Source organism: Pseudomonas sp. NBRC 111133 (genome assembly GCF_001320605.1).
Classification (GTDB): Bacteria; Pseudomonadota; Gammaproteobacteria; order Pseudomonadales; family Pseudomonadaceae; genus Aquipseudomonas; species Aquipseudomonas monteilii.
In genome coordinates this window covers 1-25,246 of the sequence record NZ_BCBJ01000097.1, presented here as the reverse complement: position 1 = coordinate 25,246, position 25,246 = coordinate 1, and the positions used below count along the sequence as shown (strand labels likewise).

At 59.9% G+C, this 25,246-nt stretch carries 37 protein-coding genes; 15 read left to right on the top strand and 22 right to left on the bottom strand.

The genetic code is table 11. The features are described from left to right. Nucleotides 1–2: 2 nt before the first annotated feature. Nucleotides 3–800, bottom strand: coding sequence for a DsbC family protein (locus APH36_RS23140; protein ID WP_023383770.1), 798 nt, complete (start codon nt 798–800; stop codon nt 3–5). 110 nt (nt 801–910) lie between these two features. On the opposite strand from APH36_RS23140, the gene APH36_RS23135 reads away from it, so the two are divergent. Continuing rightward, nucleotides 911–1,639, top strand: coding sequence for a hypothetical protein (locus tag APH36_RS23135; RefSeq protein WP_041925798.1), 729 nt, complete (start codon nt 911–913; stop codon nt 1,637–1,639). 79 nt (nt 1,640–1,718) lie between these two features. On the opposite strand, the gene APH36_RS23130 is transcribed toward APH36_RS23135, so the two are convergent. The 4 genes from APH36_RS23130 to APH36_RS23115 all read right to left on the bottom strand — a co-directional run bounded on the left by APH36_RS23130 (nt 1,719) and on the right by APH36_RS23115 (nt 2,904). Continuing rightward, nucleotides 1,719–1,982 carry a hypothetical protein gene (locus APH36_RS23130; protein WP_060500574.1) on the bottom strand — a complete coding sequence of 88 codons (264 nt, stop codon included), beginning with the start codon at nt 1,980–1,982 and terminating at the stop codon, nt 1,719–1,721. Nucleotides 1,983–2,016: 34 nt separating this feature from the next. Further along, the gene (locus tag APH36_RS23125) at nt 2,017–2,241 is read right to left on the bottom strand and encodes a hypothetical protein (RefSeq protein ID WP_023383767.1); all 225 of its coding nucleotides are present in this window, start codon (nt 2,239–2,241) and stop codon (nt 2,017–2,019) included. 139 nt (nt 2,242–2,380) lie between these two features. Continuing rightward, nucleotides 2,381–2,629, bottom strand: coding sequence for a hypothetical protein (locus APH36_RS23120; protein ID WP_023383766.1), 249 nt, complete (start codon nt 2,627–2,629; stop codon nt 2,381–2,383). An 11-nt stretch (nt 2,630–2,640) separates the two neighbouring features. After that, nucleotides 2,641–2,904, bottom strand: coding sequence for a hypothetical protein (locus tag APH36_RS23115; RefSeq protein ID WP_041925797.1), 264 nt, complete (start codon nt 2,902–2,904; stop codon nt 2,641–2,643). A 203-nt stretch (nt 2,905–3,107) separates the two neighbouring features. On the opposite strand from APH36_RS23115, the gene APH36_RS23110 reads away from it, so the two are divergent. Then, on the top strand, nt 3,108–3,806 hold the full coding sequence (locus APH36_RS23110; protein ID WP_023383764.1) for a hypothetical protein: 699 nt from the start codon (nt 3,108–3,110) through the stop codon (nt 3,804–3,806). A 38-nt stretch (nt 3,807–3,844) separates the two neighbouring features. Here APH36_RS23110 and APH36_RS23105 read toward each other — a convergent pair whose 3' ends face one another. Beyond that, a complete protein-coding gene (locus APH36_RS23105) occupies nt 3,845–4,306 on the bottom strand; it encodes a hypothetical protein (RefSeq protein WP_023383763.1) in 462 nt (153 codons plus the stop codon). Nucleotides 4,307–4,325: 19 nt separating this feature from the next. After that, entirely contained in the window at nt 4,326–5,189 is an 864-nt protein-coding gene (locus APH36_RS23100; protein WP_023383762.1) for a hypothetical protein, read from the bottom strand. A gap of 539 nt (nt 5,190–5,728) precedes the next feature. Here APH36_RS23100 and APH36_RS23095 point away from each other — a divergent pair. After that, nucleotides 5,729–6,220: a hypothetical protein gene (locus APH36_RS23095; RefSeq protein ID WP_175442733.1), complete on the top strand. Its 492-nt coding sequence runs from the start codon at nt 5,729–5,731 to the stop codon at nt 6,218–6,220. 49 nt (nt 6,221–6,269) lie between these two features. Here APH36_RS23095 and APH36_RS23090 read toward each other — a convergent pair whose 3' ends face one another. Beyond that, complete coding sequence (locus APH36_RS23090) at nt 6,270–7,328, bottom strand: tyrosine-type recombinase/integrase (RefSeq protein WP_023383760.1); 1,059 nt, start codon at nt 7,326–7,328, stop codon at nt 6,270–6,272. A 253-nt stretch (nt 7,329–7,581) separates the two neighbouring features. Here APH36_RS23090 and APH36_RS23085 point away from each other — a divergent pair, with 253 nt between their 5' ends. Then, entirely contained in the window at nt 7,582–8,439 is an 858-nt protein-coding gene (locus APH36_RS23085; RefSeq protein WP_004574800.1) for a hypothetical protein, read from the top strand. Nucleotides 8,440–8,534: 95 nt separating this feature from the next. Here APH36_RS23085 and APH36_RS23080 read toward each other — a convergent pair whose 3' ends face one another. The 5 genes from APH36_RS23080 to APH36_RS23060 form a co-directional block, all read right to left on the bottom strand. Continuing rightward, a complete protein-coding gene (locus tag APH36_RS23080; protein WP_023383758.1) occupies nt 8,535–9,194 on the bottom strand; it encodes a hypothetical protein in 660 nt (219 codons plus the stop codon). A 159-nt stretch (nt 9,195–9,353) separates the two neighbouring features. Further along, nucleotides 9,354–9,644 (bottom strand): hypothetical protein, encoded by a 291-nt coding sequence (locus APH36_RS23075; RefSeq protein ID WP_023383757.1) that lies wholly within the window; start codon nt 9,642–9,644, stop codon nt 9,354–9,356. A 58-nt stretch (nt 9,645–9,702) separates the two neighbouring features. Further along, on the bottom strand, nt 9,703–10,218 hold the full coding sequence (locus APH36_RS23070; protein WP_023383756.1) for a hypothetical protein: 516 nt from the start codon (nt 10,216–10,218) through the stop codon (nt 9,703–9,705). Next, nucleotides 10,215–10,622: a hypothetical protein gene (locus APH36_RS23065; RefSeq protein ID WP_023383755.1), complete on the bottom strand. Its 408-nt coding sequence runs from the start codon at nt 10,620–10,622 to the stop codon at nt 10,215–10,217. Before APH36_RS23065 ends, APH36_RS23070 begins: the two co-directional genes overlap by 4 nt. A gap of 201 nt (nt 10,623–10,823) precedes the next feature. After that, nucleotides 10,824–11,285: a hypothetical protein gene (locus tag APH36_RS23060; protein ID WP_023383754.1), complete on the bottom strand. Its 462-nt coding sequence runs from the start codon at nt 11,283–11,285 to the stop codon at nt 10,824–10,826. A 127-nt stretch (nt 11,286–11,412) separates the two neighbouring features. Here APH36_RS23060 and APH36_RS23055 point away from each other — a divergent pair, with 127 nt between their 5' ends. After that, nucleotides 11,413–11,988, top strand: coding sequence for a hypothetical protein (locus APH36_RS23055; RefSeq protein WP_023383753.1), 576 nt, complete (start codon nt 11,413–11,415; stop codon nt 11,986–11,988). Nucleotides 11,989–12,084: 96 nt separating this feature from the next. Here the strand turns inward: APH36_RS23055 and APH36_RS23050 are convergent, their stop codons facing one another. Together APH36_RS23050 and APH36_RS23045 are read right to left on the bottom strand one after the other, a co-directional pair. Further along, nucleotides 12,085–12,879: a hypothetical protein gene (locus APH36_RS23050; RefSeq protein ID WP_023383752.1), complete on the bottom strand. Its 795-nt coding sequence runs from the start codon at nt 12,877–12,879 to the stop codon at nt 12,085–12,087. A gap of 84 nt (nt 12,880–12,963) precedes the next feature. Then, complete coding sequence (locus tag APH36_RS23045) at nt 12,964–13,326, bottom strand: hypothetical protein (RefSeq protein WP_175442734.1); 363 nt, start codon at nt 13,324–13,326, stop codon at nt 12,964–12,966. Nucleotides 13,327–13,404: 78 nt separating this feature from the next. Between APH36_RS23045 and APH36_RS31795 the strand changes: the two genes are divergently transcribed. After that, nucleotides 13,405–13,623 carry a co-regulatory protein PtrA N-terminal domain-containing protein gene (locus APH36_RS31795; protein ID WP_004574529.1) on the top strand — a complete coding sequence of 73 codons (219 nt, stop codon included), beginning with the start codon at nt 13,405–13,407 and terminating at the stop codon, nt 13,621–13,623. Nucleotides 13,624–13,775: 152 nt separating this feature from the next. Here the strand turns inward: APH36_RS31795 and merR are convergent, their stop codons facing one another. After that, nucleotides 13,776–14,195, bottom strand: a complete 420-nt coding sequence (gene merR / locus APH36_RS23035; protein WP_004574528.1) for an Hg(II)-responsive transcriptional regulator — start codon at nt 14,193–14,195, stop codon at nt 13,776–13,778. 71 nt (nt 14,196–14,266) lie between these two features. On the opposite strand from merR, the gene merT reads away from it, so the two are divergent. The 8 genes from merT (at nt 14,267) to APH36_RS22995 (ending at nt 18,412) form a co-directional block, all read left to right on the top strand. Further along, nucleotides 14,267–14,617, top strand: coding sequence for a mercuric ion transporter MerT (gene merT / locus APH36_RS23030; protein WP_004574527.1), 351 nt, complete (start codon nt 14,267–14,269; stop codon nt 14,615–14,617). A gap of 13 nt (nt 14,618–14,630) precedes the next feature. Continuing rightward, nucleotides 14,631–14,909 (top strand): mercury resistance system periplasmic binding protein MerP, encoded by a 279-nt coding sequence (gene merP / locus APH36_RS23025; RefSeq protein WP_004574526.1) that lies wholly within the window; start codon nt 14,631–14,633, stop codon nt 14,907–14,909. Between the two features lie 12 nt (nt 14,910–14,921). Further along, nucleotides 14,922–15,353, top strand: a complete 432-nt coding sequence (gene merC / locus APH36_RS23020) for an organomercurial transporter MerC (protein ID WP_004574525.1) — start codon at nt 14,922–14,924, stop codon at nt 15,351–15,353. A gap of 12 nt (nt 15,354–15,365) precedes the next feature. Beyond that, complete coding sequence (gene merA, locus APH36_RS23015) at nt 15,366–17,048, top strand: mercury(II) reductase (protein ID WP_004574524.1); 1,683 nt, start codon at nt 15,366–15,368, stop codon at nt 17,046–17,048. Nucleotides 17,049–17,068: 20 nt separating this feature from the next. After that, nucleotides 17,069–17,485: a hypothetical protein gene (locus APH36_RS23010; protein WP_004574523.1), complete on the top strand. Its 417-nt coding sequence runs from the start codon at nt 17,069–17,071 to the stop codon at nt 17,483–17,485. Next, entirely contained in the window at nt 17,485–17,847 is a 363-nt protein-coding gene (gene merD / locus APH36_RS23005; protein ID WP_004574522.1) for a mercuric resistance transcriptional repressor MerD, read from the top strand. Before APH36_RS23010 ends, merD begins: the two co-directional genes overlap by 1 nt. Beyond that, nucleotides 17,840–18,076 (top strand): broad-spectrum mercury transporter MerE, encoded by a 237-nt coding sequence (merE, locus tag APH36_RS23000; RefSeq protein ID WP_004574521.1) that lies wholly within the window; start codon nt 17,840–17,842, stop codon nt 18,074–18,076. Before merD ends, merE begins: the two co-directional genes overlap by 8 nt. Nucleotides 18,077–18,199: 123 nt before the next feature. After that, complete coding sequence (locus APH36_RS22995; RefSeq protein ID WP_004574520.1) at nt 18,200–18,412, top strand: DUF3330 domain-containing protein; 213 nt, start codon at nt 18,200–18,202, stop codon at nt 18,410–18,412. 137 nt (nt 18,413–18,549) lie between these two features. Here APH36_RS22995 and APH36_RS22990 read toward each other — a convergent pair whose 3' ends face one another. The 3 genes from APH36_RS22990 to APH36_RS22980 are packed head-to-tail and all read right to left on the bottom strand — an operon-like array spanning nt 18,550 to nt 22,199. Beyond that, complete coding sequence (locus tag APH36_RS22990; protein ID WP_004574519.1) at nt 18,550–21,546, bottom strand: Tn3 family transposase; 2,997 nt, start codon at nt 21,544–21,546, stop codon at nt 18,550–18,552. A 3-nt stretch (nt 21,547–21,549) separates the two neighbouring features. Next, complete coding sequence (locus APH36_RS22985; protein ID WP_004574518.1) at nt 21,550–21,960, bottom strand: putative toxin-antitoxin system toxin component, PIN family; 411 nt, start codon at nt 21,958–21,960, stop codon at nt 21,550–21,552. Continuing rightward, a complete protein-coding gene (locus tag APH36_RS22980) occupies nt 21,960–22,199 on the bottom strand; it encodes a ribbon-helix-helix domain-containing protein (protein ID WP_004574517.1) in 240 nt (79 codons plus the stop codon). The genes APH36_RS22985 and APH36_RS22980 overlap by 1 nt, the downstream gene beginning before the upstream one ends. A gap of 201 nt (nt 22,200–22,400) precedes the next feature. On the opposite strand from APH36_RS22980, the gene APH36_RS22975 reads away from it, so the two are divergent. Continuing rightward, entirely contained in the window at nt 22,401–23,327 is a 927-nt protein-coding gene (locus APH36_RS22975; protein WP_004574516.1) for a recombinase family protein, read from the top strand. On the opposite strand, the gene APH36_RS31140 is transcribed toward APH36_RS22975, so the two are convergent. From APH36_RS31140 to APH36_RS22970, 3 genes are all read right to left on the bottom strand, one after another. Then, nucleotides 23,281–23,538 (bottom strand): replication initiation protein, encoded by a 258-nt coding sequence (locus tag APH36_RS31140; RefSeq protein ID WP_079392336.1) that lies wholly within the window; start codon nt 23,536–23,538, stop codon nt 23,281–23,283. The two genes, APH36_RS22975 and APH36_RS31140, sit on opposite strands and share 47 nt — an antisense overlap. Next, on the bottom strand, nt 23,531–23,818 hold the full coding sequence (locus tag APH36_RS33280; protein ID WP_073656513.1) for an AlpA family transcriptional regulator: 288 nt from the start codon (nt 23,816–23,818) through the stop codon (nt 23,531–23,533). Before APH36_RS33280 ends, APH36_RS31140 begins: the two co-directional genes overlap by 8 nt. A 770-nt stretch (nt 23,819–24,588) precedes the next feature. Continuing rightward, nucleotides 24,589–25,230: a DUF1109 domain-containing protein gene (locus APH36_RS22970; protein WP_021703084.1), complete on the bottom strand. Its 642-nt coding sequence runs from the start codon at nt 25,228–25,230 to the stop codon at nt 24,589–24,591. Between the last annotated feature and the right edge of the window lie 16 nt (nt 25,231–25,246).

Genomic DNA, 25,246 nt, shown 5'->3' with positions numbered 1-25,246 from the left:
GATCAGGAACCGCCGTTGAGCCAGGCGTCGAGCCGCTCGGCCGATACCAGCCCCGGCATCTTCCGACCGTCTTCGCTCACCATGGCGGGAGTACCCTGGAAGCCAATGCTTTCGGCCAGCGCGATGTTGCGCTCGATTGGGTTATCGCATTTCTTCGCCGGCGGCTGGGTGCCTTGCGCCAAGGATTCCCATGCAGCAGCACGGCCAGCCTCAGGCAGACACCAGACCGATTCAGATTTGGCGCGAGCCTGCGGGTGCAGCGACTCCAGCGGATACATGAAGGTGTAAATGGTGACATTGTCCAACTTGCTGAGGACCTCCGTTTCCAGCTTCTTGCAGTACGGGCAGTCAGGATCAGAGAACAGATAGAGCTTGCGGGAGCCGTTGCCCTTTACGCGAGTGAACGCGTCTGCCAGCGGAAACTTCGAAACGTCGATTTTCTCAGCTGCAGCTCGCTTGGGTGCCGTCAGGTCCTTGCGAGTCTGCATGTCGTAAACGCTGCCGAACAACAGGTAGCGACCTGAGGCATCGGTGTAGGCAATGTTCTTGCCCATGGTAATTTCGTAGAGGCCATCGATCGGCGCCCGCTCTACGTTGGTGAAGTTGGTGGAGGGGTATTTGCCCTTGAGCGTGTTGAGCACGGTCATGATCTCGATGTCAGCAGCTGGCGCCGCTGCCGCAGCTGCTGGAGCGGTGGCTGCGGCAGGGGCCTGAGCAACCTCGGGTGCAGGCGACTCGGCCTGGGCGAATGCAGCCAGCGAGCAACTGGCGAGAGCGATAGCGACAACGAGCTTTTTCATCGGTTACCTCAGATTTATAAATGGTGCCGGTAGAATTATGTGTACGTGTGACCATATACTAGCAATACCGACAACTCGTGACTATACGCAGCGAGTATTAAAAGAGAGTTATGGATACCGCAAAGCCGCCATCTCACCCGTTGCAGCAACTGCACCACGCCTATCAGGCAATCAATGAGCGCTTCTTTTCCGGGTCATTACCTGGCTGTGAAATCAGATTCTCGACACGCCAAGGGTCTGAAGGCCATTACCGGCCTGGCGCTCTTCCGAGCGGGGAGCTCTGCCCGGCCTTGGACCAAATCGCCGTTGGGGCGCACCTTTCGAGCAGCAAGATGATCGAATCGCTGGCGCATCAAGCCTGTCATCAGTACCGGCAGCACTCCGGACAGCCCCCGCGGCGGGCCTACCACGACCAGGTCTGGGCCGATAAAATGGTCGAGATCGGTCTGCAGCCGTCCAGTACCGGCCTGCCTGGTGGCCAAGTGATCGGGCAGAAGGTGTCGCACTACCTTCTCGAAGGCGGGGGCCTGAGCCTCCTCATCCGCGAGCTTCACGATCAGGGGCTGAACATCAATCTGGCGGGTGCGGCCGGGCCTGCTGGTGCTGGCCGCCGAAGCGCGCAAAAAAAAGTCTGGGCCAGAACGAAATACACATGTGCTGGCTGCAACAAATCTGTGCTCGGCGGCGACCAGTTCAACCTGGTGTGCGGTGATTGCCAGCTGCCGCTAACGCCTGAGGTATCTACTGCGGGAGCGATCGAGCGCGAAGGCGCCGAGATGCTGGCGGAGGAAGGGGCACTTCATACGGCGCCCAGCTCCTGGGAACAGTCGGTGGCATAAGAAAACCCCCGAACCAATAGATTCGAGGGCGGGTGAAGCAGTTATGCAGAGTTGGAGAACTCGCAAGAGTCCAGCCGACTCACGTCCGGCGTGGATCCTCAATTACGTTGGTTTCTGGAACCGGAATCCCGTAGTGGTCCGCATCGTGGTACACGGCAGAGTTCGGATTGAGGAAAGACAGGTCGTCAACGACCCAGCGTCCTCCGTTGGTTCCGCCGGCGAGGTAGCAGCAGCGGGTACCGGCAGGGACTTCTACTTTGTAAAAACTGCGGGCGACTTTAAATTCGACTTCGGCAGCATTGATGTTCTTGCCCATTTTCGCGATAGGGGTGCGGGTGTTCATGTGTTTCTCCTGAAAGGCGTTTTTTGCTGGCAAATCAAAAAGTGAACAGGTCACCCGCGGATCCATGGCCGTTGTTGAACTTCGTCTCGCGAGGTACCTCGAACCAACTGAATCCGTCCCAGACCTCCAGCTTTTCGCCTGACACACGTGCTTTGAAGTAGCGACATCCCAGCTTCGGGTGGTAGGCGTAGATGCCCGCCCCTTTCAACAGGTGATCATCGATTTTCTTCTTCGCTTGAACTGCGGTGAGAGTGGCCATTGCCTGCTCCTTTCATGTGAGGTGTGCCAGGGCACTTGTCTTGCCGTAAGGCGTTGAACTTGCCTCGGGAGATGAGTCTCAGCTCTCTATAAACCCACATGAAAAAACCCGGCGCATGGCCGGGTTGGATGGAGCGTTTCTAAGCTTGTAGCTGGTAGCTACCAGTTACCTTGGTGCCACGCATGGCGCTGTAGTAATTGACGCGATCGATAAAGGGGATGGCCTTCAACGCGGTTGAACTGAAGCCATGGGTTGAACGTATGGTCTCAATGGTGTCACCAGTTGAGAGCTCCCAGAGGAAGATAGTCCCCCCATTGGCATGTACCGCTGCTTTCCGCGTGATCTGCGCGCCCTTCATAAGCCGCGAGGCTTCAATGATCGGATGCATACCGCCACCCTTCACTTAGCTTTTGCGTTGGCGACGAACGATTCGAGCTCCTTGAGGGTCGACCCGAAATTTACTTTCTCGCACAGCACTTCGATCTCTTGGGTCGACAGGGGCGTGAGCTGACCGGAATTGCTTGCGATATCAAGCAGGCCCGGAGCAGCTGACGCCCCACTTCGGAGGAACTCCTGGTAGTGGCGAAGTGCGGCGAGGATCGTACCTTGCTCACGGTCAGCGACCAGAACTGCAGTTTGATTTGCTTGGATTTGCTTGGACATACTGATCTCCTGGAAAAGCAGGTCTATGCGGGTGACCTGGTCTCCGGAGATGGTGTGCATCGAGCTATAAAGCTGCCCCGGTTTGAGACGGTGGTTGTGATTCAGTGGTGTATACGCGTTCGGCCAGGCCGGCGATCGCCCGGCAAGGCAAAGCTCGGCGGCGGTGCTTAAGTTAAGGAAGTGCCCAAATTTTCAGCAGCATCATGGCCCAGGAAAAGCTGATCACCCGAATAACCGAGATCGCTGAGTCGCTCAACGAGCGCCAGCGTGCCTACCTCGTGGTGGCGTATGACGAAGATCAGCGGGCCGAGCAGGCGAATTCTGGGCCAGGCTCTGCGCCAGCGAGCCAATGGCGGTGGCTGGAATATGGTCCTGACGGTCGGGTCCGAAGAATGACGTACGATGGCCCGTTACGGTACGCGCTCGCGGAGATGAAACTGGTCGGTCATGGCGCCGGCTCAACGTGGCATTCCCTGGAAAGCCGCGGCTTGCTGAACACGGATCACCGGCTGATCGGTTTGGGCGATCTCATGTCTCTTTATGTCAGGCTTACAACTGATGGCAGGAGGGTCGCCAGAGTGCTGAAAGGCTTGCCTATGCAAAAACCAAAAATTGACCCTGCCAGCAAGCCGATGTCGCTCACTGCCCTGCGCATTCTTTACCAGGGGCAACAGCAGCCAAACGAATTCTTGGACCCATTTGAGCCATGGATCGGGCGAAGTTATTACCCTCCTCTCCTGGTCGTGCTTGGCATTGCCCGAGGACTAGCAAACAGGGGGCTTCTGGTGGCCGATAAGCGAAAACTGAGCTTTAAAATTTCCGCTGCGGGCCAGGCCGTCGACATCGAGGGAGCCGAGAATTGGCAGCCGTTCCTTAGGCCGGCCTATGGTGAACCTGATTAGAACGACAAGTGCCTTGAGCTAAGAGCGCTCATAGCCTGCTATTCCTGGCTGCGATCATTGGCCACTGGCTTGACTGGCTTGCTGATGAACTTGTGGGCTGCGCAATCTGGGACTTTCGGTGTGATAGCGGAGAGAGCAGTCATTTCCTGCTCTATCCAACTGAACACCGCAGGAAGATCGAGGCCGCCCCGCTCACGTGTCGCATGGTGAAAAGTGGCGTACGCTTCATGGTCGATTGGCTCATAGTCGGTTAGCCGGTTATCAAGAGCCTCGGCCCACGACTTAGAAAATGGGGCTCGAAAGTAAACCAGCAGGGCAACCACAAGGCTGGTGCCTACTACCAAAAGTGGGTCCTGTTTCATGATGACTCCGACAATGATGGCAGTGGAAATAGAGGCGAGAAGGCTTGCCATCATGGACGGTGGAAGGGTCCCGTTCTGCATGTCCAGCGCACACCTCCTTATGTCCATTAGCTTTTTCTTTCGGGTTTCAAAGTTCATGCTTTCTCTCATCAGTCATTCAGTTTGCTGCTGGGGCTATCAGCTGTAATTTCGCCGCCTCGGCTTCGTACTCGGCAAGCGCTTTGGCGTACATATCAGGGTGCTGCTTGTCGAAGCCGGGCATGTGTTCAGTTTCCACCCACTGACCGCGGATTTGGCTTTTAGCGAGCCAGGGTCTCTTGCTGCCGGCCGGCTGGGTCCATGCGGTGACGCCTATTCCGAACGATGCGATTTGCTTGGCCGTGATGAATCCCTGCTTACGCATCAGGACCACCACTTTCAGTGCCGATTCTTTCCATGGCGTGAGTCGAACCGGGGCTGGAACTCCAGCCGGCAAGGAGGTTACGATGGCCGGTACACGGCAGCGCACTGAGGGCCACCAATCGAACATACGTTCATCAGAGCCTGCGCTGCCCTCTGCATAAAAGAGCCGATGATCAAGTCCGAACGTGTGCACGTAGCCTTGTGCTGTCCATGACTCATATGGGCAGAGTACTTTGACTCCAAGCCGACGGAGCATCTTGGCAATGCCAGCACTGGCATCGGTGATTTTGCTGACGATGACCAGGCGGTGATCTGGGCCCGGACTTTCCCAAAAGTCGTCGCCTTGATTGGGAAGGATCTGTTCAGCGACCTTGGCATTCAGCGAGAGCTTTGCCTGGACACCGATCTGGCGGCCGTCGTCGTTGACCACCAGCACATCGAACCCTGCAGCCTCTGGATAACACGTCCATCCTTTGATCTGGTTGAACTCTTTGATGAATACTTCGCAGAGCGTCGACTCTTTGCTGATGGTTGGAGGCTTGGCTCGGCTTATAGGCTGCATGATGAGCTCGGTGTGTTCCCGGCGTTGCTGCTGGTCGTGTGAGAGTATGGTGGCCATCGTTGTCCCTATTGGGTTGAGGCGGAAGTCGCGCTCGCGCGGTCAATAACTCGTACCTATACGCCACATGATTCTGAATGCATGCATTCAGTTTGTCCATTCCGATACTGTGAGTATCTCGCGGGTCGAGTGGAGGGTAGTTAGGCACTCCCTCTGGCCTCGATACCCAACGGAAACGGCGTATTTACGGGCTTTCTGGCGCTCTGACCGCTCGTTCGCATATTTTTATAGTTCCATGTTGCATTGCCAGCGAAACCAGTGTTTAATAGGCCCCATGTAGGCGAACAAGCCTCAACCGACCCAATCTCCTGAAAGGCTGGGAAAATCAACCGAAAGGTTGAACTTGCGACCACAAGGCCCGCTACTTCGTAGTGGGCCTTGTGGTTTCTGGCGTTCGTGAATCAGGCGCGTCTCACCCGCTGGGCCTGGGCCTAGATGCTATAACACGAACACATACACCGACTGTATCTAAATGCTATCCTGCTCAGGTTGGCCATGCGGCCGACCAATAATCCCCACTAGGAGCACAGGATATGAGCATGAGCGAGAAGCAAGTCACGGTGGAGGTCAACGGTGTAGGGGTGGGTTCTCTCTCGATGGAGAAGTACCAGGAGATGCGAAGCCGCGTGCGGCGAGATCCTCGGACGTACGTCAAAGCCCTGATCGTTGTGATGGGCGCCTTGACTCGAACCCTGCGCGGAGCCCTTGCAGCCTTGCCAACGGCCGTTTTCGCTTTAGTGCTGCTTGCGACATTGTTGGAGCCCGAAGCAGTCACCAGAGCACTTTTTGCGTTGCAGTCTGCTAGTCCTGCTGAGATCACTGCGGGGTTGACCAAAATCATTGAGGTGGCGCGATACCTGCTAGTTCCTATGATTGGCCTCTTCACATTGTTCTCGGCCTTCCGTGAAGTGCGGGACGCCTACTATGAGGATGTTTGCCGCGAAGTCCGCATCGCTCTGAATGCCTCTGCCGTTGGCCACGTGCACATCAGCGTGTGCGACGTGGAGGCCGAGGCTCCTCAGTCCGCGTAAGCGTCTGCTGCCCTTTGGGCGGAGGTGGTCACGCCTCTGCCTAGCCCACTTACTCCCCTTGTTCTGTGCCTTTGATGGTCTGCCGCCACAGCTTCCAGGACTCATAAAGCCTCTCGGCCGACACGGGCTGTGCAAAGCCCATCCACTCCGCCACCAGGGCCGGCGTTTCCCCTCTTTCGAACAGCTCAGCCGCAAACGTATTACGCAGGGTCTGCGGGCTAGCTCGATGCTCAGGATCGCGAATGGCCTTCACCCCAGACTCGACGATCACGGCCTCGGTGATCCGGTTCACCGTCGACGGGTTGATCGAGGTGATTTTGCGACCGTTCTTGATCACCGGCGTGATGTCGCTGGGGAATACCAGGTCGCCCTCGGTACCGGCCTGCTGGCGGATGTGCAACCAGGTGGCCAGCGCCCGGGCGGCGTAGTCAAACGGCTTGGTCCGGTGCTCGAACTTCGAATCCGCATAGGAAAGGGTGATCCATGGGGCGGCTTGCGGGGTGATGCAATTAACAGTCAGGCCGACGATGTCCTGCACCTTGAGCCCGGCCCCCACGCACAGACCCACCATCGCCCGATCCCGCGCCTCGCGCCACCGCCCCCGCTCGTTCTGTGCCGTCAGCGGCGCCACCAGGTGATTGGCCAGCAGCTCGGCTTCCTGGGGCCGCAGAAAGCTGGTAGGCAGGTTGCCGTCGACATCCTTCCATTTGACCCCTTCAGCCCTCAACGCCTGCGCCGCCGGGTTGAGGAAACCTGGCTCTTCCTTTTCCTTGAACAGGTCGGCCAACACTCGTTGTATTAGCTTGCGGTACCGGTCGCGCTGCGGCCTATTGTTAACTCGCTTTTCGTTCTTCTCGATCTCAGGGGTTAGGCTATCAAGGAAGTCTGAAATATCGCTTGCATCCACTTCGTCTAATTTAATGCTCTTTTGCTCAATCCAGTCGACAAACCGGCCCCACTGCGAGCGATAGACCTCCGCGGACGATATTCGAATGCGGGCTGAGGTTCCTCTGCCCGCTTGCTGGCTGATCCAGTGGTCGAATGTCTCCTTAGGCCGTTCATTCCAAGAAGGACTGTCAGGTTTGAAGAGGTCTTCAGTAGCGCTCATGGGCGACTCCGGAGGTACAGGATGGACGGGAGCTAGGTCGGCCTGCTCTGACTGTTAATTGCATGTCGGTGAAGTGTAGTGGAGAACATTTGTACTCGCCTGGTTTTTTCACTGACAGAATGGGGGCGTGCCTGGCGCCGGCTTTGCGGGCCGAGAGGGACCGGCGGCTTCAAGAGCACAGAACAAGGGAGGGGGGTATTCGTGCGTGTGTGGCATCCCTGAGGGCAAGTTCAACTACTTTCAGGAGTTCGCCATGAACAACGTATCGCTCATCAGCTTCATCAACCTGCTGCACAGCGCCTCCCACGTGCAGCTGACGCTGCCCGGGCTTACCACGCGCTGCACTGCGGAGGTCGAGCAATCAGGTTCGACAGTCATCCTGCTTCGCCTGTTGTGGTCGAGCAACTGCGAGACGCTGATCACTGCTGAGGCACTGTCGGCTGGCCGCTGGGTCGACGACACGTTCCACTGCCTGGATGCTCACGGCCGCGAGGTCACGCTGCAATTACTGCAGACGACAACAATCAAACCCGACTGCAGCACGCCGAACGAGCTCGATGCCTTGCTCCGTGAGCTGTTGCTGGAAGCTAATCGCCGTGGGTCCTCTCCAACCAACATGCAAAATGCCCTGCAGGTAGCTGTTTGGGAAGGTTCGAAGTCAGTCCGACGGTTGCTCTTCCCGCAGATGCTTGCAACGCTGAACACCGTCCAGGAAACACTCACCAAAGCCGCGCAACTCGGCGTATGGGACTGGGCCTCGATGCCGCAACTGCGTGACCAGGTCACGGCTGCGCTCGCGGCTGATTACGGTACCGAGGTCACCTGGAGTCCGGATTGCGTCTACGACCACCTGGACAGCAGTGAGATCCTCGATTTCTTCGCGGATCTTCGCAAACGCACCGACACTCTCGATGAAGAATCCGAGCTGGTATGGCGAGTCTTGGTCATGGCGGTCAACCTTCTGGAGAAAAAGCAGCTCCACGAGTTGCTCCAGGGCCTGCGTCAACGACTGGAAGACATGAACGACGACATGCGCCAGCTCTGCTCTCTGCCTGTCGCTGATTTGCTGCGGCTGATCGCAGACCCTGAGGCTGATGCCGAGGAGGTATAACGCTCTACCCGCCCCGACCATGTGTCGGGGCTTTTCTTTGGGCAAAAGAAAACCGCCAGTCCGAAGACCAGCGGCGGATGGAGCGTTCGTAGGTGCTATGCCGACTTCAGCACATAGCGTTTCTGCGGAATGAGCACTGTTTCTTCGACGACGTTCAGGCTCAGCATGTCGATGAAGGTTGAGCGGATACTGTCACAAGCATTGTCAAATGCCTCGACGACCTCTACTCGGTTCGCGAGCTGGTCCAGAGACCATTCGTTGAAGTCTTCATCCTGGTCCAACGCCTGGCCAGAGACACGAAGCGTTTTGGGTGGATGCTGGAAGTTTAAACGACCTGCATCACCCTCGGCGCCACAGCGACCGCAGCGATTGTTACCTTCGGTACAGGCTTGGTAATTGCGCTGAGAGCAGCTTTTGCAGTAGGACTGATAGCCGGTGGATTCCCATTGGCTTTTCATGAGCACCAGATACCCGCTCGATCGGCCATTACTGCTGATGGTGAACTCGCCATTCATTTCCACGACGAAGTCCTCGATCACCAGAGACAAGTCATCCCAGTAGTCGACATTGAGCAGCTCAAAGGCCTTCTCTGTCTGCTCCCGATCCAGGCCAAGGGCATGGATCTTCACGCAGTGAGCGTAGCTCGTGGCGCGGTTCCAAGAGTTCATGGTGTCATAGCGATAATGGCCAGCCAGGAAGCTGATCATCGCTTGACGATCGGTGCGGTCCACTGCTGCTTTTTGAAAATGTTGCATTGGGAAATCTCCTGTTGGCTGTATAACCGGAGATGTGCAACACAGAGCGGTAAATCCGGGCAATGGCGCGATCGGGGATCATGGACCTGGGAAGATCGAGTGCTGCAACGGCGAGTTGGCCCGCTGGGTTAGCCCACCCGCCTGGCAACGGTCTGGGCATCACCAAAACTGCGTGATAGGCCGGGTCTCAAAATTGTCGATGGCTTCCTTGTGCTGCTGGTAATGCTGCTCGTACATCTTGATGTTGAGGCGGCAGAACTCTTCCAGCTCAGGCTCGGGTAACCGCGGCGAAAATAGAATCACTGGCCGCTGGTCCTGATCAGCGAACTGTAGGGTGCCGTCAGGGAACATCACCTGAGGTATCCCGCCCAATAGCATCTCCACTTTGGTAATGAACGGGGTGATCTTGGACTGGTCGGGCGCGAAAATGTGCATCACTTGATCGGTCATAGCGGTTATCTCCTAGGTCAATGGAACTGGGGTGCGATTAGGTCCTCTGGTCCCTACATCACACCAGCTTCAGATGGGGTCTTTTAGGGTCGCCTATACGGACCTGCAGCGCCGGCTGCATGTGCATTACGTCAAAACCCATGGACTTGAACCACATAGGGTTCATCAACGTGCGTTTCTCGGTGGGGAGTTCGAAAAAACCGTTGTCCTCGGACCAGAATCGGCCGCTCACTGGATGAACCAGGTCAAGCTCACAAGTGCCGTCGGGATAGGTGCACACCACAAGCTCCCAGGACGGATCGGGGGGGACTGGCCATTGGTAGTCCTCCGGCGCAAGGCGCTTTCGAATTCCCCCGTCACAGCGGCCGGACAACCCATAGACGAATGCACGGACATGCCACATCAAGATCGGGCGGTCTCGCTCAGTCCACCCTGCACATGCGTACTTGAATGCCTGGCGAACCAACGGCCTTGGTAGGCCCCACTGAAAGCACGCGAGGCCCTTCTGATACATATCTTCAAAGTCGAGGTTGGGATAGCCTGCGTCGTCTGCTGCACGTTCCAAGTAGTTCATGCTTCGCGCACCTCCGGGCGATATGCAGACCCTCCGAGACGGTACTCGTCCACCTTGGCCAGCGCGTCTGCCGCTGGGCGCTCGACCAGGGTTTGTATTTCCCCATCGGTGTACAGGCAGCCGGTGATATCCATCACGAGTGCAGCGCCGGCAAGGTCGATTGCAAGGATGTGGGTGTAGTTTTGGTGGCCTGCCAGGCTATTTTCCCCTTGCGTGAAATCTCGACTGATCGGCCCTTTAACAACCCCGCGGTACGGCTCTGGAACTGTCTCGGGCCATCCGTCGCAGAAGAATGACTCGACGAATTTCTGCAGGCCGATTCCGAGCTCGGCAGCAAAGCGTTTGATGCCGTCGATCGATGATCCATCCCACGACCATTCTTCAATCAGATTCCGATTGCACATGCTGGGTCCCTCCCTAAGGCTCCGGCGCCATTGTGTGTTTGCAGCAATTGAGTCATGCATCTTAGAGCATATCGATACTTAACGCGTAAACATAAGGCTAGTTTTCTTTGTACACCATGTTCATCTGGGGCCAGCAGTGAAGCACGCTCATCCTGCGGGCGAAAAAAAACCCGGCAAATGCCGGGCTGTGGGGTTACCTGCTCACGCTTGCGGCGCCAGCAGTAGCTCAAGGTGTTGTCGATCACTTGCGACCATCGACTCGACACCCCGCAAAATAGCTGCAGAGAGCGCTTTTCCAGCGATTTGCTGCGAGTTTGCGTTACCGTTGAGCTGCTCTTGGGTGCAGCACTCATAGGCCTGGAGAATTGACCGGAGATTGCCTAGGGAGAGCCGGCCGACGATGGCATCCAGCACGATGGCAACAGGAGAACCACACACCTGAGTCGCTTTAGCTACAGCGCTCGCTGTGTCAGGTGCAGGATCAGCAGTGATGCCCTGGGCAGCGCCCAAAATCGCATTCAACTGATCAGTGACCAAGTGCAAGAGCTCGTTGTAGCTATCCCCATCAGGAGGTAATACTTTGTCGTTGAGGTCTCGGGCGTGCGCGTTGACGGCACTGAGAAGGCTTTCCACCGCTTGTAGGGAGCTTTTTGGATCGTTCATGAGGGGCACCAGGTAGTTGGTTGTTTAACTGACTTCAGGGGATGCTCCACACAGCCCTACAATCCACCTTCTACATGCCTGTGGGACATCTCCTTGCATCATGAAAAGCCTTTCTAGGAGAGACCCTATGCAATTCCAACCAGCGTTTGAGCAAATGCGTGCCATCGTTGAGGCTGATGACTGCCTTCTGCGTGGATTCAAACAAGACTTTTACCAGTTTGACCTGCTCCACCTCACCAAAACTGGGACGGTCGGCGGTCGATACGTTTGGGTCATCCGCGAAAACGGCACACACCTGGCTTCACTCGGCCTGCATCCCAAGCTCACTGAGTTTGTGGAATGCGCGCTCGACATGAAGGAGGCACTGCAGGTTTTCGAAATCACCCTGCTGAAGGATGGTGCTGCGACGATTAAACCTATCTCCGTGGAGATGGGGCGTGACCTGTTACGGCACCAGCAATACAAGTTCGAGGGACGGCACATCAAACGAGGCGGCCGCCTCGTTGCGCTGGTTGACATCGAGGTGCTGTACAACCGAGGCCAATACGGCGGTACCGTCACCTTCTCCTTCGAATCAACACCGAGCAGGGATGAAGAAACTGACTTCAAGCAAATCGCCCTGTGCCTATTCCAGCAGAAAGCGCAAAGCTTGTTTGCCTGTATGGACCACGTGACTTTCCAGACGCGCAATCTTGCTGCATGAGGTACCAACGCAATACCCCACCGCTGGCCACCTAGGTCAGCGGTTTTTTGTGCCCGAAAAAAAACCGGCCTCAAGGGCCGGTCGGTAGCGTTGCCTTCAGCGTGCAGCGAGCATTGCCATACGGCTCCGCTCCTTGCGTTCAAGCAATTGCTGGCTGTTGTACGGCCCAACCTCCTGGACGCCGCCCAGGTCATCGAGGTGCACCAGGTAATTTAAGTAATCATCACCAGGATTCGACCATAGGTGCCTCAGCCGCTCGTGGTTGAGCACATGTGCCTTGAACTCCTCTCGACTCAATTCACCACGGCCGAGGGCGACCTGCAGTTTCGAATACGCCAGGTAGTCTGGGCGCCAGCTTAAAGGGATAGCGCACAACGCGTGATGTACGCGATCCGAATCGGGCCATACCGGGGGAATGGTCGTCAGTTGTGCCATGGTTAGGCCCACCTCTTCTGCCGGTGCAGCGATGGGCGAGAGTTCGAACCTTGTCACATCGAACCAAGCATGGCCGGTCGCCGAATAAGCACCCGCGCTGATCGGTGACGCTGGTGCGCAACTATAGACCAGCCAGCTCTGGCAGCCAGCCCACTGTCGGATGAATCTCACCATTAGGGTGCCGTCGGCAACAGGCTTCCGCCAGATGCAAGCACGCAGGTGGTAATCGATATTGTAGGGCGCCAGGTCCGCAGGTAGATCAGCGTCGACAACAGTATCGAACACCTCAAACCCACTGGCGCCGATTCGCGCCAGGTAGCTGGCCCCCTCGGCGATTTCAAAGGCAGGGTCGAAGTGGAGCACGCCGGCAAGTGCCGTCTCCCCTCCTCCGGTTAGGCGAAACACAATGCGGCCGCGAGGCTTGTAGCTGTGGTTGAACTGTACGGTAGTGGTCATTTGTATACCCTCATCTTGGTCTGAGGGAATGCTTTGCAGCGCCCAATAAAAAACCCACCGCGAACGGTGGGTCAGGTGGAACGTTCAAGAACTGAGCAGGTAGTCCCCTGCGATGACAGCATTCGTAGCCAGGCCCTGCGAAGGGATTTCGACACGCTTGGTGCCGTCATCGATCAGCTCAACGAGTGTGGCGGCAAGTTTACGCACGATGACATTGTCGACCGTTTTGACTGGTACCGAGTGGCCCTTGTCCTGGAGCAGGATTTTGTAGCCGGTATCGTCGGAGTTGTGGGTAATCACCAGAAATCCATGCAGCTTGCTCGTGTTTACATTTACCTGCAGCGCAGGGCGGCGGGCGAGCCGAGATTGGGGTTTGGGGAGCAACGGAACAGAAAGTGCACTTAAGCCCTGCCATTTCCTCTCAGCGCCATAATCCAGGACCTTCATCTCCATCTCTCCTTGATTCCGTACTTAACTACGGAGATAGAGTCGGCTCGTGGGTAGAAAACCCGAGAGGAGGCTGTTATGAAATACCTAAGACTACTGCTGATAGTTGGTGCGACTCTGCTGTCATCCACCGTATGGGCCGAGAGCGGGAGCGACCGTTCAATCGAGCGAATCGCCGCTATGCGCGACAAGGCTGAGGCGGCCTTGGTGGCGGAAACCGCCAAGAAGATTGAGCAACTGGGGGCCACGGCGGCTGGCCGGGTCGAGGCGCAGCCCGGCTGTCCGCCTGCAAAGTAGAACATGAGCTGCTGATGCAGTACTAACCTGTGGCCTATGCAAGTGCTCCTTTGGCCATTCAGCGGCGCTCAATGAGCGCCGCTGTTTTGCCAAGCGCAAGCCGACCCCGGAGGTGCCTCACGCATCGGGAAATCCTCGGTTAACGCGCGGAGTCAGCGCAGTTCCTTTTCCCCCTGCAGCGAAACGATCAGCGGACAGGAAACCGTCCCGTGGCTCGCACAACAATCGTGAACCAGCCGCGCCAACACCGACTCGATCCGCCGCAGATCCGCGAGTTTCCCCCGCACATCCTCGAGCTTCTGCTCGGCGAGCACGCGCGCTTCGTCGCAGTGAGCGCCGTCATCCAATCGCAACAGCCCGGCCACCTCATCGAGGCTGAAGCCCAGTCGTTGCGCGGATTTGACGAATTTCACCCGGGCCACGTCCGCCTCGCCGTAGCGGCGAATGCTGCCGTAGGGCTTGTCCGGTTCGGGCAACAGCCCCTTGCGTTGATAGAACCGGATGGTTTCCACGTTGACCCCGGCCGCCTTGGCGAAGGCGCCGATGGTCAGGCTTTCCACAGTGTTTTCCATACTGCTTGACTCCGTACTTGACTACGGAAGTAACCTTAAACCATCGCTCACATGCTCGAAAGGAGAAATGCATGTCTGAACCATCAAACGGGCGCGCCCCTCTTGTCGCCGGGGGGCTTGCGGCGATTCTCGCCTCGACTTGCTGTCTTGGGCCGCTGGTTCTGATCGCACTGGGATTCAGCGGGGCCTGGATCGGCAACCTGACCGTGCTGGAACCTTACCGCCCGCTCTTCATCGGTGCGGCGTTAGTCGCGCTGTTCTTCGCCTGGCGACGCATTTTCCGCCCGGCTCAAGTCTGCAAACCGGGTGAGGTCTGCGCCGTGCCCCAGGTACGCACCACCTACAAGCTGCTGTTCGGGCTGGTAACGGCCTTGGTGCTGGTCGCGCTCGGCTTCCCCTACATCCTTCCCTTGTTCTACTGATCAGGAGTCCGCCATGAAAAAACTGCTTGCATCCTTCGCCCTCGCCACCCTAGTCGCCGCACCTGCCTGGGCGGCCACGCAGACCGTCACTCTGGCGGTGCCGGGCATGACCTGCGCCGCTTGCCCGATCACGGTGAAGAAGGCGCTGACCAAGGTCGAGGGCGTGACCAAGGCCGAGGTGAGCTATGAGAACCGCGAGGCCATCGTCACCTTCGATGATGCCAAGACCAATGTCCAGGCGCTGACTAAGGCGACCGAGGACGCCGGCTACCCGTCCAGCGTCAAGCAGTAGGCGGGCATTCCGATGGCAAACCCTTTCAATTTGTTCACGCGGATCGGTGACAAAGCCGGGTCCGTTGGCGTGCTGATTTCTGCCATAGGCTGTGCCTCGTGTTTCCCCGCCCTTGCCGGTCTGGGGGCCGCGATCGGTCTGGGCTTTCTGAGCCAGTGGGAAGGCCTGTTCATCACCACGCTGCTGCCGTTATTTGCCGGGCTGGCCCTGCTCGTCAATGCCCTCGGCGGGTTCAGTCACCGGCAGTGGCGACGCGCTGCGCCTGGCCTGATCGGCCCGGCCCTGGTGCTGATAGCGGTGTATTTGATGCTGGCTCACGGCTGGCGGAGCGGCTGGCTGCTCTATATCGGCCTGGCCCTCATGTTTGGGGTGTCCATCTGGGATCTCGTGTCGCCCGCCCACCGCCGTTGCTCCCCGACGTCCTGTCCGACTCCGCCAAAATGAAGGAATAACACTATGACCAAACTACAAATCGTCGGCATGACCTGCGCCTCCTGTGTCGAGCATGTGAAAGAGGCCTTGGAGAAGATCCCCGGCGTGCATCGGGCGGATGTTTCCTACGCCAGCGGGAAGGCCGAACTGAAGGTCGACGAGGGCGTAAGCCGTGAACAGATGCAGGCCGCCGTCGAGGCCCTGGGGTATCGAGCGGCGTTCGAAGACGCCACGGCACCTACCCGCTCAGGCCTGCTCGACAAGGCGCGGGGCTGGTTGAGCGGCAGCATTGGCGCCGGGAAAGATGGCGACAGGCTCCACGTGGCGGTCATCGGCAGCGGTGGCGCCGCCATGGCGGCCGCGCTCAAGGCGGTGGAAGGCGGTGCGCGCGTCACCCTGATCGAGCGCGGCATCATCGGCGGCACCTGCGTCAACGTTGGCTGCGTGCCCTCCAAGATCATGATTCGCGCCGCGCATGTGGCCCATCTGCGGCGCGAGAGCCCGTTCGACGCCGGACTGTCCACCACGAGCCTGACCGTCCTGCGCGAGCGGTTGCTCGCCCAGCAACAGGGTCGTGTCGACGAACTGCGCCACGCCAAGTACGAAGGCATTCTGGAGAGCACGCCGGCGATCACCCTGGTACGCGGCACCGCCCGTTTCCAGGACGGCCGCACGCTCAGCGTGGAACTGGCCGAGGGCGGCGAGCGCATCGTCGCCTTCGACCGCTGCCTGATCGCCACCGGCGCGAGCCCGGCCGTTCTACCGATTCCCGGACTCAAGGACACCCCGTACTGGACCTCGGACGAGGCGCTGGCGAGCGACACCATTCCTAAGCGGCTCGCCGTGATCGGCTCCTCGGTGGTGGCGGTGGAACTGGCGCAGGCCTTTGCCCGGCTGGGCAGCAAGGTCACGGTCCTGGCACGCAGCACGTTGTTCTTCCGCGAAGATCCGGCCATCGGTGAAGCGCTGACGGCAGCCTTCCGTATGGAGGGCATCGAAGTGCTGGAACACACGCAAGCCAGCCAGGTGTCCCACGTCGACGGCGAGTTCATCCTGAGCACCAATCATGGCGAGCTGCATGCCGACCGACTACTCGTCGCCACCGGCCGCACGCCCAACACCCAAGGCATGAATCTGCAAGGCGCCGGCGTGAAGCTGGACGAACGCGGTGCCATCCAGATCGACTCGGGCATGCGCACCAGTGCCCCGGATATCTATGCGGCCGGCGACTGTACCGACCAGCCGCAGTTCGTCTACGTGGCGGCGGCCGCAGGCACCCGTGCGGCGCTCAACATGACCGGCGGCGAGGCGAAGCTCAATCTCGACGCCATGCCGGCCGTGGTGTTCACCGATCCGCAGGTGGCCACCGTGGGCTACAGCGAAGCGGAGGCGCACCACGCCGGCATCGAGACCGACAGCCGCACCTTGACCCTGGATAACGTGCCACGCGCACTGGCCAACTTCGACACGCGGGGTTTCATCAAGCTGGTCATCGAGGAAGGTAGCGGACGGCTCATCGGCGTGCAGGCGGTGGCCCCGGAGGCGGGCGAACTGATCCAGACCGCCGCCATCGCCATCCGGGCGCGGATGACGGTGCAGGAACTGGCCGACCAGTTGTTCCCCTACCTGACGATGGTCGAGGGGCTGAAGCTCGCGGCGCAAACCTTCGCCAAGGACGTCAAGCAGCTGTCCTGCTGCGCCGGGTAATGAGCGCGCGAGGTTGAAGCATGAACGACACGGCAAGCGATCTCGGCAGTCGCGACAGCCTGCGCAAGACCTGGCAGGTAATCAGCTTATGGGGGCTGCCTGCCGTCGTGGCGACCATAGCGCTTGTTCTGGCGGATCGACGCCCTGCGTTGTTCCTGGCAGCGAGCGCCGCGCTACTCGTGATGGGCGGCGCCTGCCTGGTCAACGCCGCGCGCTGTCGCCGCCTTCACTGCTACATCACCGGGCCGTATTTCCTGATGCTCGCGCTGGGTGCGCTGCTGGCTTATGGGTTTGCCCCAAACGGCGAGTATCACTCCCGGCTGTGGTTGCTCCTGGCACTAGGGGTTACGCCATTGCTCATCTGGCTACCTGAACGCCTAGCCGGAAGGAAATATCTGAGCGCCCTAGTTTGCGGGGAAGACCGGGAGTGTCGGTGATGAATGCCTACACCATATCCAGACTGGCCGAGGACGCGGGCGTCAGCGTGCATGTGGTGCGCGACTATGTGCTGCGTGGCTTGCTGCACCCCGCGCGGCGCACGGAGAGCGGTTACGGCATTTTCGATGAGCGGTCCCTGGCGCGTCTGCGCTTCGTGCGCGCCGCCTTCGAGTCTGGTATCGGGCTCGACGAATTGGCACGGCTCTGCCGGGCGCTCGATGCGGACGATGGCGCCGACTTGATCGGCTGCGTCGAGTGCCTGCTCCGGCTAGTCACGGCACGGCAGGCGGCCTTAGCCGCAGTGGCAACCCAGCTGGCCGGGCTGACTCATTGCGCCGGCGAAGGTTCTGCCTATGCGTAACGCCGATCACGTTGAGTCAAGCAAGGTCTTCCGCTGGCGTGCTTACACCTGGGGCGTGCTCGCCGCGCTCACCTGCCCTTGCCATCTGCCGGTGCTGGCATTGCTGCTTTCGGGGACAGCGGCCGGCGCGTTCGTCAGCGAGCAGTGGAGCCTCGCGACGCTCGTGCTGGCGGTTTTCTTCATCCTCTTCCTGCGAGCGGCATTGCAGGCCTTTCGGAAGCGACCGTGACCCGCTCGGAGCACGGCGCGACCACCACTGCCGAGTTGGGCAGGGAGGCTGCAGGTCGATCGGCGCTCAGTCACGGGGGGAAAGCGTTGCTAGGTTTTCTTGGACGATGGAGGAACCCCCATCATGAACACAAACAACACCTCCACCATCAGCTGCTGCGAATGCTGCAAGGACATTCCCCTTGACGCCGCACTGACGCCGGAAGGTTCCGAGTATGTCGTGCACTTCTGTGGCCTGGAGTGCTATCAGCGTTTCATGTCGCGAGCAGATAAGAGGGCGGCATCCGAGCCTGATCACCCCTGCACACAAAAGGTCAGTACCCGTCAGGACGGCTAATTCGCGCTGCACCGGAAAAGTGGCTCTTGCTGGTCGCAGAAAGCGTGAGCCCGAGGACTCCGTCAGTCGCAATCCGTCTGAGCTGGAAGTGGCATCGAGTGCGGTGCCCGGCCGATTTCGAACCCAGGCCGTTACACCTACTGGTCGTCGTCCGGATTGCGCAGCGGCCGCAGTTCGCCGCGGGTAACCTCTTCCGGCACCGCGAAGGAGTAACGGCCCAGCATGTTGATGTGCTCGTGGATCAGTGGCGAGAGCCGCGCGACATCCTCCTCCAGCACCGGGTAGCCGTGCTGCCTGAGCCGTTCTACGGCCGCCGTCATGTAGAGGGTGTTCCACAGCACGATGATGTTCACCACCAGGCCGAGGGCGCCGAGCTGGTCCTCCTGGCCTTCGCGGTAGCGCTGGCGCAGCTCGCCGCGTTTGCCGTGGAACACGGCGCGGGCCAGGCTGTGGCGGCCTTCGCCCCGGTTCAGCTGGGTCAGGGTGGCGCGGCGCTTGGACTCGTCGTCGATGTAGGTCAGGGTGTGCAAGGTCTTCTCGATGCGACCGAACTCAGCCAGCGCCTGGGCCAGGCGGGTGGGACGATCCCCTGTTTGCAGGGTGCGCATGATGCCGGTGGCCGGCACTCGGCCGAGCTTGAGCGAGCCGGCCAGGCGTAGCAGGTCGTCCCAGTGCTCGGCGATCAGATCGAGCTTGACCGACTGCCGGGCCAGGCCGTTGAGTTTGCCGTAATCCGCCTCCGGGCGCGTGCGCCAGAAACGGGTACCGCCGACGTCGGCCAGGCGCGGGCTGAAGTGGTAGCCGAGCAGGCGGAACAGCCCAAACACCACATCGCTGTAGGCCCCGGTGTCGGTCATGATCTGCGTCGGCTGCAACTCGGTCTGCTGTTCCAGCACCACGGCCAGCAGCACCAGGCTGTCGCGCAGGGTGCCGGGCACGGTGATGGCGTTGAGGCCGGAGAACTGATCGGAAATCAAGTTGTACCAGGTGACGCCCCGGCCGGTGCCGAAATACTTCGGGTTGGGGCCAGCATGCACGGTGCGCACCGGTACCACGAAGCGCATGCCATCGGCGGAGGCGACCTCGCCGCCGCCCCAGACCTGGGCCAGCTCCAGTTGGCTCTGCGCCCCCACCAGAATGGCGTTTGCCACTGACAGCGTGTCGTCACGGATATAGTTCTGGCTGACCCAGGACAGCCGGTCGCGGCGTAGCGCCTGATTGTCGGTGCGGATCAGCGGCTCCAGGCCGGTGTTGCAGGCCCCACCCAGCAGCACCGCGCAGAGGCTGGTGACCAGGTTGTCGGCCCGCGCATTGCGCTCGGACACATGGGTGAAGGCCTCGGCGAAGCCGGTGCGAGCGGCGATTTCCAAGAGGATTTCCGGCAGATCGACACGCGGCATCAGATCAGCCACGGCTGCTCGCAGTTGCAGCAGCGAGTTCGGCTCCTCCAGCTTGTCCAGTGTGCCGAGCGAGAGCTCGGTCTTGCCCTCGGCGTTCTCGCTCAGCTGGATCGCGGGGTTGTCGGGTAGGCGGGCCGCGACCGCCTGCCAGGTCGCATCCAACTCGGCGCTCAGCGCATCCAAGGTGGTGCCGGCGTCAATGGTCAGGCCCAGCGAGCGGCAGATGATCGGCCGCGCCGCCAGCCATTCGGCACCGTCGAGCAGGCCGAGACGCGGGTCGGCATAGCGCCAACTGGGCGAGACGAACACGTCGCGCCGGCGCAGGGCCGTGCGCAGCGCATCGAGCGTGCAGAACACATAGGCGCCCATGTCGAGGGAGCCATCCTCGCGGGTAATGTGCTTCTGCCAAGCCTTGGCCACGATCTCCTGCGGCGCGTCATCCTCCGGTTTCCGGCGGGGCAGGTTCAGCTGCAACCAATCCAGGCCGGCGACCACGCCTTTGCCGGCCGGGCTGAAGCCGAAGCGGATGTGCTTGAGCAGGTCGGGCAGGAAACGGCGCACACTGCGGTAGCGCGCCTCCAGGGCGAGAAAATACACATCGTCAACCGGGCGGATCAGCGCATTGACATCTTCCAGGGCTTTCTCCAGCGAGGCCCTCGGCAGGTCGTTGAACAGCCGGGCGCGCACGTTGTCATCGCTGATTGAGCTGTCCAGCACGACCTTGCACGCGGCGGCGAGCGTCGCCGCCGAGCGATCCAGGTCTTTCAGGCTGCGCATGCGGGCTTTCTTGTCGGCCTTCTCCGCGTTGCTGAACAGGTCGCGTAACAGCGCTTCCAGGACCTCCAGGGCGTCGTCGTGCGCGGTGGCCTCCAGGCACAGGGCGAACGCCACCAGTGTCGCCATCCGCCGCGACGCCGGCAGCCGGTTGATCGCCGTGACCTTGGCGGTGTTGGCGAAGCGAGCCAGGGCCGCGATACGGCTGGGCGGGATGTGCGCCGCCGCTGGCAAGGCGATGCCGATGCCGCGCACGTCATCAAGCCGGCGCAGCGCCCGAATCAGTGCGGGGCCACTGACCATCACCGGGCCGGAGCGCAGTTGATCCAGCCGGGAACTGCGGTTGCCTTCGGCGACCAGCAGCAAGTCCTGTAGCTGCTGCCGTTGCGCCTCGCTCACACTGCGGCCAAGGGTTAGCCAGAGGCGTTCTTCGACCCGGCTGCGCAGTTGGGCGATGAACCGTTCCAGAACGGTGACGCCGGGCAGTAAAACCTTGTGCGTCAGCAACCAGGTCGTCGCCCGATTGAACAACTCGCCAGGACGATCTGTCCCTGTCCAACAGAGCGCATACAGCCAGCGGGCAAGTCGAAAGCCGACGCTGGAATCAGCAAACACCCGATAGCCGTAACGCTCCTGAATCTCGGCGGCATGACGTTGACGTTGGCGGGTTTCGGCATAGGCCAGGATACAAGTTGGATCGGTAATGCCTAACTGGCGACTGAGCGCTTGCAGCACCTCTTGGGGGACGGCTGAAAAGTCGTCGGGAAAAGTGCCCAGGTAGCGGATGCTGGTCAGTTGGGTGGCGTAGCCAAGGCGGTTGTGCTCGCCGCGCAGCGGTAGGAGGATTTTGTGGTCGTCGTCGCTCAGGTGGAAGTAGCGTTCCAGCTCCTCACGACTGGGGGCATCGACATAGCGGCCAAAACCGTCGCGTTGCTCCTGGGTCAGAAAACCGACCGGCATCGATCACAGCACCTCGGCGCAGAACACGGCGGGCGTGACAATCCGCGTGCGTTCGATGTGCCCGCGTTGCAGCAGGCCGGCGCGGCGATCACCGGTCACCAGGTAGTCCGCATCGCCTGCCAGGGCCATGGCCAGCAGAAACGAGTCATCCGGATCATCGGCTTCGACCTCGATGGTCAGACGCTCCAGTACCACAGCCCGTTGCAGGTTATTGATCATGGCTCCCACTTTGGCGGGCTGAAGGATGGCCTGGAGCTTGGGGTAGCGGCTGGCTCGGCGGATTTCATCGAGCTGCATCCGCGAGGTCACTACCTCGAAACGCGCCGCCCGCCAGGCACGGTAGATCGCATCGGGCGCGCCATGCGGCGAGATCAGTGCGCTGAACAGGATGTTGGTATCCAACACGACCCGCATCAGCGCTTACGTGCCCAGTCGAGCGCTTCGTCAACCGCTTCGGTCAGCTCTGCCTCGCTCAGATGGGCATTAGCGGCCTTGGCCTGTTCGGCCGTCAGTTCCAGGATGTGGGCCCGCACCGCCTCTTCAATGAAGCGCGACAGGTCGCCTTTCCGGCCACCGCCCTGGCTGGCCAGAAACATCCGAAGCGACTGGTCGGTGTCGGCCGAGACGGCGACATTCCAGCGAATCGTATTCATGGCGTTCCCCGCTAGTAGGTGTTTGTGTGTTTATACGCCAATCACAAAGGGCTATGCAATGGTTCAAAAAAACCTTCGTTTTGCCGAACTTTAAGTGGACAGGAATCGGCTGGTTAACCTACCTGCGCTACGGTTCAAATAACTGGTACGCTTAATCAAAGTTCAACTATTACTAACGTAGTCGAGTAAACGGTACTTTTGATGAAGATCGGTTATGCGCGGGTGAGCACTCGGGATCAGAACGCCGACCTCCAGGTCGATGCCCTGAAACAGGCCGGGTGCGAACGCATCTATCAAGACATCGCCAGCGGCGCGAAAAGCGCCCGGCCGGAGTTGGACAAGTTGCTAGCCCATGTTCGAGCGGGCGACACCGTGGTGATCTGGAAGCTGGATCGCCTCGGGCGCTCCCTCAAACACCTGGTCGAGCTGGTCGGCGAGCTGGCAGAGCGCAAGGTCGGCTTGCAGAGCCTGAATGACCCAATCGACACCACCCACGCCCAAGGTCGCTTGGTGTTCAACCTGTTTGCCTCGCTGGCCGAGTTCGAGCGCGAGCTGATCCGCGAGCGGACTCAGGCGGGTTTGTCGGCCGCGCGGGCGCGGGGCCGGATCGGTGGCCGTCCCAAGGGCCTCCCAGCCAAGGCCGAGGCCACCTCCATGGCGGCCGAGACGCTGTACCGCGAGGGCCGCCTGAGCGTCAGCGCCATCGGCGAGAAGTTACACATCTCCAAGAGCACGCTGTACAGCTACCTGCGCCATCGTGGTGTTGAGATCGGCGCACACCAGAAGAGCGCCCAGCCGCGAGGTCAGCAACGCAATGTCGCGTCGCCGGCAGAGCCCGCCGCCGAGCAGGTGGCCACCGTCACGCTGCGCCTGGCGGTGGTGAACAACAGCAAGTTCGTTCGCGGCCGGAAACGGGCCAAGGAAAATATCGAGCGCTACTGCTTGGAGCCCTACAGTATGAAACGGCTGGAGTCGGGCAACTACGAACTGGCCATTCCGTATCGGAGCGACGATGAGCTGGACAAGACCGTGCATGACTTGCTGACCGAGATCAGCCAGGAAGCCGACATGCGCAACTGCTTTATCGAAGCCGATGCCTGGGAAGAAGGCTCTGAACGGCGCTGGTAGGGCTTAAGTGCACTTTCTGTTCCATTGCTCCCCAAACCCCATCATACAACTCTGCAAAATCATGAGCGCAAACCCGAATAGGACGAGGTAACGGTTTTCTGGGATCAATCTGACTAATAGCAGCCAAGACTAGGCGATGTTCATTGAGAGTTAATCTATAGCTTGCTGCGATCAGGCTATTGGACTTTGTGACCTTATGGCACTTATGCATAAGTGCCTCCTCGCTGAGTCATTCGCTCGGACTTCCGAGGTCGACCAGGCTTTCGTTTTGCGACAGGCCCAGCAGAGTCAATTAAGTCGAGTTGAACAACATGCAGCTGCAGCCAACTCTCAACATCCGCACGACGCCACAATAGTCTGCCTGCACCAGGAATGCGGCAAACAGGAGGCAAGCGCGAGGGATTCTTTGAATGCTGGTTTTTGATGGTGCCGGTAGACCGGCCTAGGATCTCAGCGAGATCAGTAACGGTGAGAAGCTTTTCGAGCGACATGATTCATCCTCGCCCGACCAGAAGGTCAGGTTTGGATGGGTCCACGGCAGCGCTGGTGATTGAGCAAGTGGAACTGCTGCTTCAGTTCCAGGATGCGATCATCCAGACGCGGGGTTGTACCCACAGTCGCCCACGCTTTCCTCCGCACCGCGCCGATTATTTTCCGGCCCCATCAATGCCGGTAGCTTGGTGTCAATCAGGCGATTACCCCCGAGAGAGGGCATCCTTTCTTCCGTGACAGTCTCGTCCGCTTACTACTGCCACGGTGCCGGGCCGAGGGACCCTGCTAACCTTCATCGGCTGCCACACCATTAACAGATAGTGGGGGGCCTCAGGCCAGGGCATTTCTCGTACCTCGCCGGCGCGTTCGTATTCAGACTAATCATTGGCAGTCATCCGCGCAACCACCATGGCACACTTTTGTCACACTGAAGCTGTGAATAATGATGATTCAGCGTGATCGACGATTATCGAGAGCGCCGACGCAGCCCAGGGAAATAAAGGGATTTAACGCTTACAGGCTGTACTTTAAGGCCCCGGCATGACGCCAGGCTTTGCAGTTGCACTGCAAAGGCCCGACGGGGAAGGTTTCGCGGATCAGCTGGGGAGGCGTGGGTTGCATCGGGGTTCCTGCGGGTGGGTGGTGGTTTCTGGCAGGTGCAAAGGGTGAGCCCAAGGGGCGGCGTCATTCAAGCCCTGCCGCCGTGTTCATCGCGCCTGCGCAGCCCCGGCGCCCTGGCCCGGCAGCAGGTGTGCGCCGGGCGGGTTCGTTACCAGCGCAGCAGGTAGGGGCCGACGATAGCGCCGAACAGGGCGGGCAGCAGCATGCCGGACAGGTACCAGACGCCCCAGAACGGTACCTCCATTTCCGGGCAGTGCAGGCAGTAGGCCAGGGTTGCGGTGGAGCCGGCAAGCAGGCCGCCGCCTGCGCCTGCCAGGCGCAGACGGGTCGGGGCCAGGCCACGCAAGGCCCAGAACACCGAGATAAAACCCGGCACGGAAAGCATCGCGATGTTGAATGGGCATTCTTTCCAGCTTATGCCCAGCAGCATGGGCATGCGTGCCTCGGTCGGTGCTTGCCACAGGGCCGCTATCGCGGCCAGCCACACAACGATGATGGGCAGACACAGCGACGCCCAGGCCGCACCGCCTTCGACACCCGGCCGAGCCAGGCGCGTGGAAAGCCACAACGAGCCCAGGGCGAGACTCCCGGGCAAGGCGAGCTTGGCCCAGAACACCGGTGTGCGCGCCACTTCGGCCAGGTCTGGCCGCACCCCGAAATACAACGCCATCAGCACAACTGCCGCGACACCGCCGACGAGCAGTGCCAGGGCGAAACGCTTGGCCATGGCCAGCCTGTCCATTGCAGGCTCACCCGCAGCAAGCATGGAAATCAGGTCATCCGTTTTCATGGCTCTGTTTACCTCT